Annotated in this window: 14 protein-coding genes and 1 riboswitch; of the genes, 6 read left to right on the plus strand and 8 right to left on the minus strand. The window is 60.9% G+C overall.

From position 1 onward, the window contains the following. Positions 1 to 20 precede the first annotated feature (20 nt). Entirely contained in the window at positions 21 to 938 is a 918-nt protein-coding gene (locus ACP7AJ_RS04495) for a TIGR01777 family oxidoreductase (RefSeq protein WP_426059000.1), read from the plus strand. A 14-nt stretch (positions 939 to 952) separates the two neighbouring features. Continuing rightward, positions 953 to 1,486 carry a GbsR/MarR family transcriptional regulator gene (locus ACP7AJ_RS04500; RefSeq protein WP_426059001.1) on the plus strand — a complete coding sequence of 178 codons (534 nt, stop codon included), beginning with the start codon at positions 953 to 955 and terminating at the stop codon, positions 1,484 to 1,486. A 502-nt stretch (positions 1,487 to 1,988) separates the two neighbouring features. Here the strand turns inward: ACP7AJ_RS04500 and ACP7AJ_RS04505 are convergent. From ACP7AJ_RS04505 to ACP7AJ_RS04515, 3 genes are all read right to left on the minus strand, one after another. Next, on the minus strand, positions 1,989 to 2,465 hold the full coding sequence (locus ACP7AJ_RS04505; protein ID WP_426059002.1) for a hypothetical protein: 477 nt from the start codon (positions 2,463 to 2,465) through the stop codon (positions 1,989 to 1,991). A 256-nt stretch (positions 2,466 to 2,721) separates the two neighbouring features. Then, positions 2,722 to 3,264 (minus strand): GNAT family N-acetyltransferase, encoded by a 543-nt coding sequence (locus tag ACP7AJ_RS04510; RefSeq protein ID WP_426059003.1) that lies wholly within the window; start codon positions 3,262 to 3,264, stop codon positions 2,722 to 2,724. Between the two features lie 296 nt (positions 3,265 to 3,560). Continuing rightward, the gene (locus ACP7AJ_RS04515) at positions 3,561 to 4,007 is read right to left on the minus strand and encodes a DUF1810 domain-containing protein (protein ID WP_426059004.1); all 447 of its coding nucleotides are present in this window, start codon (positions 4,005 to 4,007) and stop codon (positions 3,561 to 3,563) included. 133 nt (positions 4,008 to 4,140) lie between these two features. Here ACP7AJ_RS04515 and ACP7AJ_RS04520 point away from each other — a divergent pair, with 133 nt between their 5' ends. After that, on the plus strand, positions 4,141 to 5,094 hold the full coding sequence (locus ACP7AJ_RS04520) for an alpha/beta hydrolase (protein WP_426059005.1): 954 nt from the start codon (positions 4,141 to 4,143) through the stop codon (positions 5,092 to 5,094). A gap of 12 nt (positions 5,095 to 5,106) precedes the next feature. Here the strand turns inward: ACP7AJ_RS04520 and ACP7AJ_RS04525 are convergent, their stop codons facing one another. Continuing rightward, complete coding sequence (locus ACP7AJ_RS04525; RefSeq protein WP_426059006.1) at positions 5,107 to 6,051, minus strand: ketopantoate reductase family protein; 945 nt, start codon at positions 6,049 to 6,051, stop codon at positions 5,107 to 5,109. 51 nt (positions 6,052 to 6,102) lie between these two features. Further along, positions 6,103 to 6,699 (minus strand): carboxymuconolactone decarboxylase family protein, encoded by a 597-nt coding sequence (locus tag ACP7AJ_RS04530; protein ID WP_426059007.1) that lies wholly within the window; start codon positions 6,697 to 6,699, stop codon positions 6,103 to 6,105. 336 nt (positions 6,700 to 7,035) lie between these two features. Between ACP7AJ_RS04530 and ACP7AJ_RS04535 the strand changes: the two genes are divergently transcribed. Next, complete coding sequence (locus tag ACP7AJ_RS04535) at positions 7,036 to 8,112, plus strand: NAD(P)H-dependent oxidoreductase (RefSeq protein WP_426059008.1); 1,077 nt, start codon at positions 7,036 to 7,038, stop codon at positions 8,110 to 8,112. A gap of 47 nt (positions 8,113 to 8,159) precedes the next feature. Here ACP7AJ_RS04535 and ACP7AJ_RS04540 read toward each other — a convergent pair whose 3' ends face one another. Beyond that, complete coding sequence (locus tag ACP7AJ_RS04540; RefSeq protein WP_426059009.1) at positions 8,160 to 8,648, minus strand: GNAT family N-acetyltransferase; 489 nt, start codon at positions 8,646 to 8,648, stop codon at positions 8,160 to 8,162. 99 nt (positions 8,649 to 8,747) lie between these two features. Continuing rightward, positions 8,748 to 10,085, minus strand: coding sequence for a voltage-gated chloride channel family protein (locus ACP7AJ_RS04545; RefSeq protein WP_426059010.1), 1,338 nt, complete (start codon positions 10,083 to 10,085; stop codon positions 8,748 to 8,750). A 57-nt stretch (positions 10,086 to 10,142) separates the two neighbouring features. Further along, positions 10,143 to 10,215: riboswitch (Fluoride riboswitch) on the minus strand. Between the two features lie 326 nt (positions 10,216 to 10,541). On the opposite strand from ACP7AJ_RS04545, the gene ACP7AJ_RS04550 reads away from it, so the two are divergent. Then, positions 10,542 to 11,774 (plus strand): PQQ-dependent sugar dehydrogenase, encoded by a 1,233-nt coding sequence (locus ACP7AJ_RS04550; protein ID WP_426059011.1) that lies wholly within the window; start codon positions 10,542 to 10,544, stop codon positions 11,772 to 11,774. Between the two features lie 305 nt (positions 11,775 to 12,079). Continuing rightward, positions 12,080 to 13,150 carry an LLM class flavin-dependent oxidoreductase gene (locus tag ACP7AJ_RS04555; RefSeq protein ID WP_426059012.1) on the plus strand — a complete coding sequence of 357 codons (1,071 nt, stop codon included), beginning with the start codon at positions 12,080 to 12,082 and terminating at the stop codon, positions 13,148 to 13,150. A gap of 216 nt (positions 13,151 to 13,366) precedes the next feature. Here the strand turns inward: ACP7AJ_RS04555 and ACP7AJ_RS04560 are convergent, their stop codons facing one another. Further along, entirely contained in the window at positions 13,367 to 14,758 is a 1,392-nt protein-coding gene (locus ACP7AJ_RS04560) for an efflux transporter outer membrane subunit (protein ID WP_426059013.1), read from the minus strand. Positions 14,759 to 14,797: the final 39 nt, after the last annotated feature.

Genomic DNA, 14,797 nt, shown 5'->3' on the forward strand with positions numbered 1-14,797 from the left:
CCCGAATAAGGCAAGAGCGTATGGAAAAGCCCAAAATGGTTATCGCAGGCGGCAACGGTTTTCTAGGGAATCACCTGCGCCAGCACTTCAGTCGCTTGGGGTACCGGGTAGTTCTCTTAAGCCGAGGTGTAAAGCCCGGACCTGACTGCTTGCAGTGGGACGCGCGCACGCTGGGCCCCTGGGCTGCCGAGCTAGAAGGTGCCGCTCTGCTCGTGAACATGGCCGGCCGTACTGTTGACTGCCGTTACAACGACACCAACAAGCGCGACATCATCGCCAGCCGCGTCGACAGCACCCGCGTGCTGGGGGAGGCCGTCGCCGCCTGCGCCCAACCGCCCAAAGTGTGGCTCAATTCCTCTACCGCCACCATTTATGCCGACACCGAAGGCGAGAAGCCTGCCAACACCGAAGCCGCGGGCATCATTGGCACTGGGTTTTCGGTAGCGGTTGCCACGGCTTGGGAGCAAGCTTTTGCCGCCTGTGACGCGGTAGCTACCCGGAAGGTGGCCTTACGCACCTCCATTGTGTTGGGGCGCGATGGGGGCGCTTTGCCGGTGATGGCGAAGCTGGCTAAGGTGGGCTTGTGCACCCCGCAAGGCACCGGGGCGCAATGGGTAAGCTGGCTGCACGTCCAAGACTTTTGCCGCGCCGTGGAGTTTCTGGCCACGCAAACGGCAGAATCCGGGGCATTCAACCTCTGCGCGCCCCACCCACTGCCCAATCGGGACTTCAACGGCCTGCTGGCTCGGAAGCTGCGCCCACTGCTGCGCCTGCCGCAGCCCAAATGGCTGCTGGAAGTGGGCGCTTTTGTGCTTCGCACCGAAACCGAACTTATTCTCAAAAGCCGCAAGGTGTACCCGCAGCGGCTGCTGGACTTGGGATTCGCCTTTCGCTTTCCCACCTGCGAGCAGGCCCTGAACGACCTGCTGCCTGCTTAGCCTATTTACCACCAATGAACCCTACCCCAAACCCACCCGCGCTCACCCTGGCCGAGGCCAAAGCACAGTTTATTCATACCTGGGGCGTATCCGGCGCCGGTTGGGGCGTTAGCAAAACCCTGGCCCAAGTACACGCCCTGCTGCTGGTGAGCCCGGACGCACTGAGCACCGAGGACATCATGGAGCAGCTTAAGATTTCGCGCGGCAACGCCAGCATGACCGTGCGCGAGCTGGTAGAGTGGGGCTTGATTTACAAAGAGTTGCGCCCCGGAGAGCGTCGCGAGTATTTCGTGGCCGAAAAGGACATGCTGCAAGTCACGCGCTGCATCATTCGGGCCCGTAAGCGCCGCGAGCTCGACCACATGAAACGCTCGCTCGACACGCTGGCCAGCCTGCCCGGCGACCCCGCCGACGCCGAGTACCGCGCCTTCCACTCAGTCATGACCGACATCCAGCAGCTGGCCCATGTGTCGGACCGGCTGCTGAATCGCCTGATGCAGGCCGAGAAAAGCTGGTTTTGGGAAAAATTTATTATGCTCTTTATGTGATGGTTGCTAAGCGGTCGGCTCGGCTGTTTTCATTATTGTGCAGGTAGTTTACCACCACAACCATGGAGCCTTAGAGTAACAACCCGACCCCAGGCCACACCAATCTTTGAAAGGGGCGACATCTCCGAAGCCCCACTTAGCAGCTGGAATATGCTACGCAGCAGTCCCTGTTTTGCGCCATTCTGGCCATCATGAGCACCGGAGCAATTGGCTGCGCCATGAATGTGGCTTTCGGTGGGCGTATTTTCTGTATACGGGGTGTGATTTTTGCCTGTGCCGGGCATTAGCAGCTTTTTGGTGGTGATTCTACATCAATGGGCACTTTCTCCAGCTTCCGGCAAACGGATTATGCCCGTGACGTGGGCCGTAATAGGGCTACGCCGTGCTTGTTACAGCCAGTAGTAAGTTCCTATTAAGCAATAGGTTTGCCCTCTAACTAGGCTATTACAGACCCGCTACTGAGCATACTGCCCAGTAGTTGCCCCCTTGCAGCTTGAGTACCTTACTGCTTCGGCACCAGTTTCACGCCCGTGTATAGCTGCGGGTGGCTCACCGAGGCGATGGGCTCAATGTTCCAGCGCTTATCATACTTGCTGATGTTGGCCAGCTTCAGCAAGTCGGTGTAATCAGGCGTGAGCGAATGTTTCGTTTTGATGAAATAGCTGTTCACGTGCAGCGTGGATGGGTCGTAGCTGACCACCAGGGCTGTTGTGTCGCGCCAGTAAGTGTAAAGGGCTTCTGTGCCACCTGTTGGCAATTCGCGGGGCGTCCGGTCATGGTCGGGCCGGATTGATTGGCCGGTGAGGGGCTTGGCTATTTGGTCGGCATTCATCCCCAGCAACGCGGGCACGTCGAAAGCTCGGTCTACTTTCATGCCCGACGAAATGGCTGTCGAAGTGGCTGGTTTATCAGAAGTAGGCTGTTCAGTTGCAGCGCAGCTCATCAGCAGGGCTAGCGGTAGAAGGGAGGCGTAACGCATGGTCATAGATAAGATTAAATTAAGGTGAACAGCACTGCTACGGATGAGCTCAGCAAAAGGCTAAGGTAGGGCTAAGTGCAGAATGATTTGTATACTAAAAATCAAATATCACATTTATTTATGATTATAGTGCTGCCTCAGATGACTGGCCGCTTAATTAATCTAGAAAAGGAGGTAAAAATGAATCAGACGCGACTTGGCCTCGTCCCAGCAGGCCCCGGGCAAGTGTATCGAGCTTCGGGGCTTATCCCTGTGCTTAGGCCGGCAGGACTGCCGCCGCTGCCTGGTTTACCCATTCGGATTTCAGGACCGACATGAGAATTTTATCATGAAACTCGTTATTTCTAAAGCAGGCCTTCCGCAGGCGGCCTTCCACCACAAATCCCGACTTCGTATAAGCTTTCAGTCCGGTAACATTGGGTTCCGACACCGTGAGCATGATTCTGTTGAGGCAGTGTACTGTAAAGCCCAGCGCTAAAACCTGCCGGGTGACTTCGGTGCCGATGCCCTGGCCCCAGCATGCTTTTTCCCCGAGCAGAATAAAATATTCCCCCGATTGGTTGAGCGTTGAGAGGTTGGCCAGTCCGGCGTAGCCAATTAACTCCTTGGTCTGCTGCAAATAGATGCCCAGATTGATGCTCTTCGCATCCTGCAGCGTCGCGGCATACCAGCGGTCAATCTCTTCCTCGTTATGGAGGGCAGCAAAAGCCGACAAGGAATATTCGATGACCTGCTTGTCGCGAACCCACCGGTAAAAGGAAACCACATTTTCCGGAAGCAAAGGGGCAAGGGTAATCATTGGTAAAGGGGAAGCTTTTGCCAAAGATGCGACTGGAAAATTTCGGGCCGGGCTCAGAACCCGAGTTGGCTTACCGATGGGCGTGGTAGTACATGCCACCGCCCAATAGCTGAACCTTTTTGAACTTTGTTTGCATGTCATGCCTCATCTGGCATCCGCTTGTCGAAGCATATCTATCGTGAGATTAATTTCAACGAAGCGGTAGGGATGCTTCGACAAGCTTAGCATGACGGCCTAATTTGCAGGAAAGGTATTTTTCGGATGGGCTCTACAGTAACATGAATCGTACCTGCGCATCAGGTGGCCTGACCAGTGGCACTTGGCCCGAGCAGGCGCAGGGTCTGCTCGTCGGGCTTTCCCTGATAGAACTTGTCGAGAACTTGCTGAAAGACCGGCGGGGCTTGGGGCAAGGCCGCAAACAGAGTCATGCTCGACTTAAGCTTCATGTCATCGGGGCTGCCCAGGATACGGGTGGCGTTGTTGTCAGCCAGCGCCAGCAGAGCCTCGCTGATGTGCACCAGCCGGGGGCCCAGCACGGGGTGCTGGGCATAAGCCTGGGCTTCCGACCGGCCCTGGATGCCGTAGTGCTGGGCCGTAGCGCTGACGCCCAGGCCGCGGAGCTGCGGAAAGATGTACCACATCCAATGGCTTTGCTTGCGGCCCCGTTGAATTTCTGATAAGGCCACAGGGTAAGAGGTGGCCTGGGCGTCGATAAATCGTTGCAGAGAGGTTTCCTGGCTCATAACGCTTCTACGGCCTTTGCTGGGAAAAAGCTGAACGAGACGGAGCGTGAACGACCCCACCAGGCAGGTCTTCTGCGGGGAAGGGAAGCCAAGGCTTCACCTTCTCCGTTAAACACGGGTTCTTACACGCCTCATGACTACTTCCTACCAGCCCGATATCCTCGGCCCCGACTTTGAGCAGCGGGTGCTGCCGCAGCCACCCGACTACGAAGGCCCTGTGCACAGCACGCTGGTGCGGCGGCGGCCCACTGGCCCAGCAGCCCGCGCCGTGCTGTACGTGCACGGGTTCAACGACTACTTTTTTCAGCGCGAAATGGCCGAGCGCTACGACGAGCACGGCTACCATTTTTATGCGTTGGACTTGCGCAAGTACGGCCGCTCCTGGCTCCCGCACCAGCGCCCCAACAACGTGCGCGACCTGCGCGAGTACTTCGCCGACCTGGACGCGGCCCTGGCCCACATGCAGGCCCAGGGCTACGGCAAGGTGCTGCTGAGTGGCCACTCCACCGGCGGGCTGGTCACGGCGCTCTACGCCCGCGAGGGCGCGGGCCGGGCCGCGGTGTCGGCGCTGTTTCTCAACAGTCCTTTTCTGGCCTTGCACCTGCCCCGTGGGGTCCGGCACCTGGCCCTGTCGCTGGCCGCCGTGGGCCGCTTTGCCCCCGACCTGACCATTCCGGGCACCCGGCTCACCACCTACGGCGAAAGCCTGCACCGGCAGCACCGCGGCGAGTGGGACTACCACCTGGCCTGGAAGCCCGTGGAAGTGTTTGCCGTGAACATGGGCTGGCTGCGGGCCATTGCCGAGGGCCACCGGCGCATCCGGTGCGGGCTGGGCCTGGAGCTGCCCGTGCTGGTGCTGCACGCCGACCGCACGGTGCAGGCCCGGGGCTGGAGCGAAGAGTACTTCCAGGCCGATGGGGTACTGAACGTGCGCGACATGCAAACCCTGGCGCCGCGGCTGGGAACGCGGGTAACTGTCCGGGCCATAGTTGGCGGCATACACGACCTGATGCTATCGCGCCAGCCCGCACGGGAGCACGCCTACCGCGAGCTGTTTGCCTGGCTTGCCACCACGCTGGGTGAATAAAGCTTGCCGGGCTTAGGCGGGGGCCAGGCTTTTGATTTCGGTGTAAATCCGGCGGGTTTCCACCACGTCAATTCCCAGGTCGGTACCGAAGGCGATAATGGCGCCGGCAAACAATTCCAGCTCAGTTTGGGCCTTGCCGAAGTGCACATCCAGCTGCAGCGACGTGGGCGTGTGGTAGGGGAAAGTGGCGGCTTTCTGGAAGGTTTGGGCCACGATATTGGTCGGTAGGGCAATGTTTTTGGCGCGGGCAATGGCCTCTATCTCCTGCATGATACGCCGGGCCCGCTCGTGCAGCTCCGGCTCTTCGAGCACCTGCCCAATGGGCTTGTTGTGCCGGGCCGACACTAAGCCAAAGCTGGCAATAAAGAAGAACTTGGTCCAGATAGCCGGGAAGGCATTGGGCTGAAATTCAATAGTAATGCCGGCCTGGGCCAGCAGCGAAACCACGGAGCGAGGGGCGTAGTCGGGGTGCTGAGGGTCGTGGCCCACAATGATTTTGCCGGGGTTGCCTTTGTGCTCCACCACGGCCTTCTGCTTGATGTGGGAGGCGACGTACACGCAGGCCGGTAAGATGATGGCCTGGGGAATAATCCGGCGGATGCGGTCGTAGATGTCCACCCCATTCATCAGGGGCAGCAGTACTGCACCGGCCGAAAGCCGGGGCTTCAGCTCCCGGCATACCGCCTCCAGGTCATATTCCTTTACGCAGATAAGCACTAGGTCGACTTCGCCTAGCGCCGACACATTATCCACGAGATTCGCCGGACTAACCCTGCTCAGGGAATGCTCAGCCGAGAGCAGGGTCAGCCCCTGGGCTTGCACGGTGGCGTGGGTGGCGCCTCGCGCCACAAAGGTGACCCTGGCGGCTAGGTTATCGGCGTAGTGCTGCGCCAGCTTAAAGCCAAAATACCCACCTACGCCGCCCAGTCCTACGACGGCAATTTCCGTTGCTTTCATGGTTGTTTCATTTCTAAAATAGAACATTCACCGGCCGTTTGTGCCAACACCTTAGGAGTGCTTGCCCGGTTTCCAGCCCTGCGGGGCCAGCTGCTGCTCGCCCAGGGCCACGGCGCCGGGCTCCAGGGTGGTGCCCATGGAGTCGTTCCAGCGGTTGAGAAAGCCGAAGAGGCTCACAACGCCCAGGATTTCCACGATTTCGCCCGCGTCCCAGTGCCGGTGCAGGTTGACGCTGAGCGCTTCGTTCATGGCGTTGGGCACGGCGGAGGCGGCCACGGCAAAGTCCAGCGCGGCCCGCTCGGCGGCGCTGAAAGCCGGGTGGGTGGCATACTCCCAGATGTGGTCCAGCTGCTCCTGTGCGGCGCCGTAGCGGCCGGCGGCCAGCATGGTGTGGGCCTGGCAGTACCGGCAGCCGGCGGCGTAGGAGCTCAGGTAGCCAATCAGGCGCTTAAGGGCGCTGCTCACCCGCCCTTGGTTGTGCATCACGGCCTTGTTGAGCTCAATAAAGGCTGTGGCAATGCCCGGGCGGTGCTGCATGGTGAGCACACTGTTGGGGCAGAAACCCAGCGTTTCGTTGAAAAAAGCAGCCAGTGCAGCCACTTCGGGGTTGGCATCGGCAGGCAAAGGGGCAACCAGGGGAGCTGACATGGGCAGGCAAAAAGCAACGAACAGAAAGTGGTTTCAGGGAGCAATGCTACCACTAAAATGGCGAGCAGCGCCGGACGCTGGCGCCCGGTGCGTGGGCTGGGTTCGCCGGTGCTATTATTGGGCAAACGACAAAAGCCTGAATGAACGACACCAATAGCTGAACGGTGCGTACTTCTAATTAAGGCAGTGCGCGTTGCTGACTCCTTGGTCTGGTAGGTGGAGCCGGCATGGCCTGCCAGTTGCTCAATACCGCCCGGCCTGATGTTGTATTAATGCTTGGTTTTTCGAGCTCCCATTTCCACGGCCAGCCATCTGTTTCAACCCATACGCTCTTCCATGAAGCCTTCCGACACCAGCCCCAACCTGCCCGTTGAGCAACGCCCGTTTCGGGTGCTGCTCCTGGCCGGCTCCAACCGCCGCCAGTATAACTGCCCCGGCGTGGATTCAAAAGCCCGCACCCTGATGCTGCGGCTGGCCGAGAGCCTGCCCCAGGAGTGGGAAATCGACATAGAAGACCTGGGCAACGTGTACGGCCGGGCCCGCATCCAGAGCTGCAACGCATGCGTGAGTACCAGTATGGCCCTGTGCGTGTGGCCCTGCAACTGCTACGAGAAAGACAGCAAAGCCGAGCCCGACCTACTGTGGGACCTGGACCTGTACGCCCGCCTCGACGCGGCCGACGCCTGGGCCATCATCGGCCCACACAACTGGTACGGCCCCTCGGCCAACCTCAAGCTTCTCTTCGACCGGCTCGTGTGCATGAACGGCGGCAACCCCAAGGAGGAAACCATTGACCACAAAAACCCCGAGAAGGCCATGGCCCTGGAGCACCAACCCGAGTGGCAGGAGCTCAGCCAGAACCACCTGGAAGGCCGCACTGCTGCCTTTTTCTGCTACGGCGACGAAGGCGGCGACGAGCTCGACGCCGAGGGCCGTCCCAAGCTGCTGCGCCACAAAGAATACTTCGACCCCAAGCAGGAGCCCTTTGAAAACCAGCGCGACGCCTACGCCCCGCTGGTGTGGCAGTGCCGCTACGCCGGCATCGAGGTGCCCGACGCGCTGTGGCGCTACCAGGTATTTGGCGAAGGCAAAAAGTACTCCGACGACCAGGCCGAAGACATGGTGAAGGAAACCGACGGCATGGCTCATTTCGATGACTGGGCCCAGGCCTTTGCCACCTTCGTGCGGCAGAAAGGCAAGGTGCCGCCCGGCCAGTACCGCGCCTGGGGCTACGAAGCCCCCGGCCACACTTGGAACGAAATCAAGCTGGGCTGGCGCGATGTGAGCATGCGGCTGGGCTTGCCGCCCGACGGCTCTTCGCCCGCCGAGCAGCAAAAGCAGGGCTTAAATAAGGACGTTACCCTGCGCCCGGGTAAGTCGGAAACCGAGCGGCAATACCCGTCCAAGTCCTGATTTCGCGGCCGCTTCGCCGTGCTTAGGCCCGTGGCCGGGTAAAAACCTTATTCCGGCAAGCCAACGGGTGGGAGGGCAGGCGCTGCGTCGCAGTGCCAGGTCAGGTTGCGGCGCCCGTCGTCGGCGAAGCCCAGAGACTCGTAGAGTTGTTGAGCGCGGGTGTTGCCGGGCTCGGTTTGCAAGTGCAGGGCCACGAGTCCCGCCGCTCGGGTCTGCTGCTGAAGAAATTGCAATGCGGCACGCCCCACGCCCCGACTACGGGCCGCCGCTGACACGTATAGTTCGTCGACCAGCCCGAAACGGCCCCGCAGCTCAAACGAGAATCCGTAGGTCAGCGCTACATAACCTACCAGCTGTTCAGCCTCTTCAATCAGGAAAAGCTCGCCCCATGCCGGGTGGGCGAGAAAATCGGCTACCACCGTGCGCTGAGTAGCAGGGTGGTAGGGATAACCAAAATGCGCGTAGAAGTTGGCCATCTGGGGCAGTAGAATGTCCAGATCGGCCAGGGTCGCGGTGCGCAGGGTGGGCATGGTCATAACAGAAAGCAGAGCGTGGCGATGAGAAAGTGGTTTGCCGTGGCCCGGCTCCATTGAGCCGGGCCACGGCAAGTCAGTAGGCTAGGGGTGGGCAATGCTTCAAGGCCCGGGTTTGCGAACAGAATCCGCCGCGCTGGCTTGGCGGTGCGTGGGAATGTTGCCCAACTGCTTGCCCTGCTCACGCCCGTAGCGCAAGTGCTTGGCATGGCCGATAACCTGGGCCGAGTAGATGCCGGTGTGTCCGGAAAAAAGATAAGACGCCACGCAGGCCAGCCCCACGTAGATGCCGGCCTGGGAGCCGAACAGCTCCATGCCCATGAGCGTGCAGGCCAGGGGCGTGTTGGCCGCGCCAGCAAACACGCCCACAAAGCCCATTGCGGCCAACAGCGCCACCGGCAGCGGCAACACCAAGGCCAGTGCCGAGCCCAGCGCCGAGCCAATGAAAAAGAGCGGTGTCACCTCCCCGCCCTTAAAGCCACAGCCCAGCGTAAGGGCCGTCAGCACCAGCTTGATAAGAAAATCTTGCGGGGGCAGCGGCGCCTGAAACGCAGCCACGATGGTCGGGACCCCCAGGCCGATGTATTTGGTGGTGCCCAGGGCGGCCACCGCCAGCGCCACCAAAACCCCGCCTACCACCGGGCGCAGCGGCGGGTAGGCGATACGCTTGAAGCCTTGCGTGATGCGGTGGGTGAGGGTGGCAAAACTCCGGGCCGTGAGGCCAAACAAAATGCCAACGCCCACGGTCAGCAGCAAGCCAGTCAGCGTAATGGGTGGCACGTGAAGTTGCGGGTAGTGGGTATGGCCCACGCCCCAGGCCCGCGTTACCAGGTCGGCGCTGGTGGCGGCCAGAAAGCTGGGCACGATGGCATCGTAGCGAATGGCCCCGATTAGAAACACTTCCAGCCCAAATATCGCCCCGGCCAGCGGGGTGCCAAATACAGAGGCAAAGCCCGCGCTGATACCGGCAATGAGCAGCAGCTTGCGGTCGCGGGGGCGCAGGCCGAGGCGGCGGGTGAGCTGGTCGGCCAGTGTGCCGCCCATCTGCACGGCTGTGCCCTCGCGCCCCGCTGAGCCGCCAAACAGGTGAGTAGCCAGCGTGCCGAACAGCACCAGCGGGGCCATGCGTAAGGGAATGACCGTTCGGGGGTTATGAATCTCATCGAGCAGCAGGTTGTTGCCGCGCACTACGTTTTCGCCCAAATAGTGGTAGCTGGCCCCAATCACCAGGCCCCCCACGGGCAACAGCCAAATAACCCAGCGGTGGGCCTCGCGCCAGTCGGTAATCCAGTCCAGCGACAGCAGAAAAAAAGCGGATGCCGACCCCACCAGCACGCCCACGGCGGCACAAATCAGCAGCCAGCGGCCCAGAAACAACAAGTGCGGAGTTTGCTCGATGGCCAGCGCGGGCCGAAACAAGCGGGAAGGACGAAAGGCCACCGGCGAGGAAAGTTAAAGCCAATAAAAAGCCTACGCGCCGCGGACTCGAGGCCCGTAGGTTGCGTAGGAATCATCAGCTCAAAGCCAGGGCTTTGGCGGTTCACGGTGGAAATCCATCACCTAATAATAGGGCGAATATAAGAGGATTGGCGTGAAGCGTATTGTCTACGCTCATCATTCTGGGGTGTGTGGAAAGTAGGCGGCTGGATGGTTGTGCTGCTTGCTGTCTTTGGAACGGTCATGCAGAGCGCAGCATTGTTTGGCTAACACGCAGAAAGCGGCACCAGTCTACGTTAGTATCTGGTTTCAGGTGGTTCTATACGAGGCTCGCTTCTTACTACACTGCCCAGGAAAGAACTAAACAGCAAGCTCCGCGTTACGCTGTAAGCCATTGTTTAAGCAAAGTCGCGCCCCCTGACTCTCGTACAGATTCTACCCCATCCAAACAGAAACTTAATGAAACAGCACCTCATACTCTTCTTTGGTTGCTCCATTGCCTTGCTGTCGTGTTCCCGCCAGGAGGATACAGTTCCTGACCAAACAACCCCTTCCCCAACCGGGGCTCCGGTGGAAACCAACGCCCCCAATGCGAATTATCGCCCGGCTTTCACCGGCCAAACCAGGATAGGTGGCCTCACGACCGCGCCCAGCAGCTACCGGGCGGCCGTCGTCACCTCTTCGTTGACCAGCCCGTGGGGCATTACTTCACTGCCCGATGGCCGCTTGCTGCTGACCGAAAAAGCCGGCCGGATGCGGATTGTCACGCCGTCTGGCACGGTCAGTGAGCCCATCACGGGCTTGCCGGCGGTTAATGCTGGTGGGCAGGGCGGGTTGCTGGGCGTGTGCCTCGACCCGAATTTTGCCACCAACCGGATGGTGTATTGGTCGTTCTCGGAATCCCGTCCAGGGGGCAATCTGACGGCCATCGCCAAAGGTCGGCTAGCCGACAACGAACGGACCATCGAAGGGGCCACCGTCATCTACCGGGCAGAGCCGGCGTACGCGGGCACTCTGCACTACGGGGGCCGGGTGGTGTTTGACCGAACAGGCAATCTGTTGGTGAGCACCGGCGAGCGTTCTGATTTGGTTACCCGGCCCCAGGCGCAATCGGTGTCTTCCGGCTTGGGCAAGATTATGCGCATTACCCGGGAGGGGCAGCCGGCTCCCGGCAATCCGGTGTTTGCGCAAACGGGCGCCCGCCCCGAATTGTACACCCTGGGCCATCGAAACCCGCAGGGATTGGCCATTCATCCCGGAACCGGGGAGGTATGGCAAAGCGAACACGGCCCCCGCGGGGGCGACGAACTCAACCGCCTCCAGGCAGGCGCTAACTACGGCTGGCCGACCATTGGCTACGGGCTCGAATACGGTGGCCAACCCGTGGGCGGTGGGATTCAACAAAGCACCGGCCTGGAGCAGCCCGTTTACTACTGGGACCCGGTTGTGTCGCCCAGCGGCATGACGTTCTACACCGGTAACCGCGTGGGGGGATGGCAAAACAATCTGTTTATCGGCACGCTCAGCGGGATGCACATCATTCGCCTGGTTATTGAAAACAACCGGGTAGTGGGGGAGGAACGGCTGCTGGCTAGCGAAGGCCAGCGCTTCCGGGACATCGCCCAGGGGACCGACGGCGCCTTGTATGCCATCACGGACCAAGGCCGGTTATACCGAATTGACCAACCGTAACGCCCGCAGCGGAAGGCATCGTGCCATGGCTTTCTGCCTTGGCCGCAACAGGAGATTACGGCCAAGGCAGCCCTCATGCAGGAGCAGCTGCGGGTTGGAGGCTCTGAACATCGCCCCTTTGACCTTCTCTGCTAGCCAGGTAATCAATCAGCCCTGTTGGTGGTTATGTATGCCACCTGCCGGTCGACACCATCGCCTGCGTGCTTTAAGCGCACCACGGCCTTGGCAAGGACGTCCCGTTACAACCTCTGGGATTTGCCTGTGGGTAACTGGTCCTCAGCAGCTGGTCCGTATCTCCGTTATCCATGACATCTGATTTTTCTTCTCCGCTGGCCTTTTCCGTGTTGGATTTGGCCCCCATCGCCGCCGGCAGCACGCCGGCTGATACCTTCCGCCATAGCTTGGACCTGGCCCAACAGGTCGAACAGCTGGGCTACACCCGCTTTTGGTTATCCGAACACCACAACATGGCCAGCGTGGCCAGCTCAGCTCCCGTGGTCCTCATCGGGCACATTGCCGGGGGCACCACCACGCTCCGCGTGGGCTCCGGTGGCGTAATGCTGCCCAACCACGCCCCGCTGGTAGTCGCCGAGCAGTTTGGCACGCTGGCCTCGCTCTACCCGGGCCGCATCGACCTGGGCCTGGGCCGCGCCCCCGGCTCAGACCAGGTGACGGCCCAGGCCATCCGGGGCAGCCGCTTCGGTGGCGCGCAGGATTTCCCAAGCGACATTCAGCAGCTGCAGGCGTATTTCTCCGCCGCTAATAGCACCAGCACGGTGCGCGCTATTCCGGGCGAAGGGCTGGACATTCCGATTTACGTGCTGGGCTCCAGCACCGACAGCGCCTACCTGGCCGCCGCCCTGGGCCTGCCGTACGCCTTTGCCAGCCATTTTGCCCCGGGCCAGTTTTTCCCGGCCTTGGAGATATACCGCCAGAACTTCCGCCCCTCGGCGAGCCTGGCCGCCCCGTACGTCATCGCCTGCGTGAACGTGGTCGCTGCCGACACCGACGCGGAGGCGCAGTGGCTTGCCACGTCCCTGCAGCAGTTCATGCTCGGCGTCATCAAGGGGAGGCCCGCGCCGTTGCAACCCCCCGTCGAGTCCATGCACGCGCTGTGGGAACCCGCCCAGCAACACGCCGTGGGGCAGATGCTGGCGTATTCGTTTATCGGCAGCAAAGCCACCCTCCAGCGCGACCTGCAGGAATTCGTGGACCAGACGCAGGTGAACGAGCTCATGGCCGTTTCCAACATTTTCAGCCACGAGGCGCGGGTTTATTCCTATCAACTGCTCGCCGAAGTGCTGCGCGGCATTGCCCCCGCCCAGCCCGAAGCCGGGCTTATTGACTCGGGACACCTGTCGCGAAGCGGACAATAGCCGACAGCCCGAGCATGTGCTCACTTGCAGAAAAGGAAACGAGCGGACCCTCTGGCCCGCTCGTTTCCTTTTCTGCTTTACGCCTCAAAGTGCGGCTGTTTCTTAAATGCCCGGCTCGTTGGAGCAGTCTAGCGACCCGCCACGTCATATCGCAGTAACCGCGCGGGCCGTTATGGGAGTGGGCCGGTGCATGTGCCCTAATGCATGATAAAAAGACTACCGCCAGCCTCCGCCCAGGGAACGGTATAGGTTTACCACCGACTGCAGCCGCTGTAACCGGTCGTTGGCTCCGCCTAGTTCGGCCTGTAGCAAGCTTTGCCGGGCCGTTATCACTTCGTTGTAAGTGGCAAATCCGTTATGCAGCAACTCCTGCGAATAGCGCACGGACTTATCCAGCGCATCAATCTGATGGCTGCGCACCTGTATTTTTTCGAGCGCCGTTTGGTGCAAGGAAAGCGCATCGGACACCTCCCGCCCCGCATTCAGCAGCGTGTTCTGAAAGTTGAGCGCAGCCTCCTGCTGCTGAGCTTGGGCGACTGCTAGCCGGGTGCGGTTGAGGCGCTGGTTGAAGATGGGCTGGGTTAGGCCCGCCCCAATGCTGGCGGCCAGGAAGCCCGGGTTAAATAAATTTGTGAGCCCCAGCGCCGATGGACCTGCGGAGGCGGTGATGGTCAGCGCCGGGTAAAAGCTGGCGCGGGCTACGTTGGTGAACTCGAAGAAATACCGGTAGTTCTGCTCGGCCTGTTGCACGTCGGGGCGGTAAGCCAGCAGCTGGGCCGGCACGCCGGTTTGCAGCGCCTCCACCATGGGTTGGTCTTCCAGCCGGCCCCGGCGAATGGCGGCCGGCGGCAAGGCCAGCAGGATGCTCAGGGCATTTTCCGTTTCGCGGATGTTTTGTTTCAGGTCCGGAATGGTGACTTCGGCCGCGTAGCGCTGGGCTTCGCTCTGCACCACGGCGGCCTCGGTCACCCGGGCAGCCACTTTCAGGGCCCGCATGGTTTGCACAGTCGTGTCCCAGTTTACCACGGTAAGCCGGGTGATGGCCAACTGCTGGTCAAGGGCCAGGAGCTGGTAGTAATAGGTGGCCACGTTGGCCACCACGCTGGTTTGCACGGCCCGCGCCCCCGCCTCCGACTGCAGCAGGCTCGCCAGATTGGCCCGGCGGTTGCTGCGAAGCCGCCCCCAGATATCTATTTCCCAGCCCGACGACAGCCCCAGCCGGTACTGCGTGATTTGGCCGAATTGCCCAAAATCCTGGGCCTGGGAAAGCCGCGACCGATTGACCCCGGCGTCGGCATTCAGGGTAGGAAAGAGGGCCGCCCGGCTTTGCTGGTAGTACGCCTGCGCCTGCTCAATGCGGGTGTAGGCCACCCGCAAATCTAGGTTTTGGGCGATGCCCAGGCCGATGAGGCGCTGCAAAGTGGTGTCCGTAAACAGCTGCTGCCACCGCAGACGGGCCAGGGTGGTGGTATCGGTGGTGGCGACGTCCCGGTACAGATTAGCCGTTCGCGCTACTGGCCGCTGGTAGGGCTTCGTGATGTTGCACGAAGCCGCCAGCAAGCTCGTCAGAAGCGTAAAAAGCCCAAGCCGGCAGGTTCTGTTGTTCATTCTCTTTGTAGTTAAAGGCCCGGTGGGGTGGTGGCCCGT

This window comes from Hymenobacter sp. B1770 (assembly GCF_049896385.1).
Taxonomy (GTDB): domain Bacteria; phylum Bacteroidota; class Bacteroidia; order Cytophagales; family Hymenobacteraceae; genus Hymenobacter.

What these genes read in the sequence shown, in the direction of transcription:
- ACP7AJ_RS04520 (WP_426059005.1), top strand. Translation starts at nt 4,141, where the DNA reads ATGACTACTTCCTACCAGCCCGATATCCTCGGCCCCGACTTTGAGCAG.
- ACP7AJ_RS04510 (WP_426059003.1), bottom strand. Translation starts at nt 3,264, where the DNA reads ATGATTACCCTTGCCCCTTTGCTTCCGGAAAATGTGGTTTCCTTTTAC.
- ACP7AJ_RS04535 (WP_426059008.1), top strand. Translation starts at nt 7,036, where the DNA reads ATGAAGCCTTCCGACACCAGCCCCAACCTGCCCGTTGAGCAACGCCCG.
- ACP7AJ_RS04560 (WP_426059013.1), bottom strand. Translation starts at nt 14,758, where the DNA reads ATGAACAACAGAACCTGCCGGCTTGGGCTTTTTACGCTTCTGACGAGC.
- ACP7AJ_RS04515 (WP_426059004.1), bottom strand. Translation starts at nt 4,007, where the DNA reads ATGAGCCAGGAAACCTCTCTGCAACGATTTATCGACGCCCAGGCCACC.
- ACP7AJ_RS04530 (WP_426059007.1), bottom strand. Translation starts at nt 6,699, where the DNA reads ATGTCAGCTCCCCTGGTTGCCCCTTTGCCTGCCGATGCCAACCCCGAA.
- ACP7AJ_RS04495 (WP_426059000.1), top strand. Translation starts at nt 21, where the DNA reads ATGGAAAAGCCCAAAATGGTTATCGCAGGCGGCAACGGTTTTCTAGGG.
- ACP7AJ_RS04505 (WP_426059002.1), bottom strand. Translation starts at nt 2,465, where the DNA reads ATGCGTTACGCCTCCCTTCTACCGCTAGCCCTGCTGATGAGCTGCGCT.
- ACP7AJ_RS04525 (WP_426059006.1), bottom strand. Translation starts at nt 6,051, where the DNA reads ATGAAAGCAACGGAAATTGCCGTCGTAGGACTGGGCGGCGTAGGTGGG.
- ACP7AJ_RS04500 (WP_426059001.1), top strand. Translation starts at nt 953, where the DNA reads ATGAACCCTACCCCAAACCCACCCGCGCTCACCCTGGCCGAGGCCAAA.
- ACP7AJ_RS04550 (WP_426059011.1), top strand. Translation starts at nt 10,542, where the DNA reads ATGAAACAGCACCTCATACTCTTCTTTGGTTGCTCCATTGCCTTGCTG.
- ACP7AJ_RS04540 (WP_426059009.1), bottom strand. Translation starts at nt 8,648, where the DNA reads ATGACCATGCCCACCCTGCGCACCGCGACCCTGGCCGATCTGGACATT.
- ACP7AJ_RS04555 (WP_426059012.1), top strand. Translation starts at nt 12,080, where the DNA reads ATGACATCTGATTTTTCTTCTCCGCTGGCCTTTTCCGTGTTGGATTTG.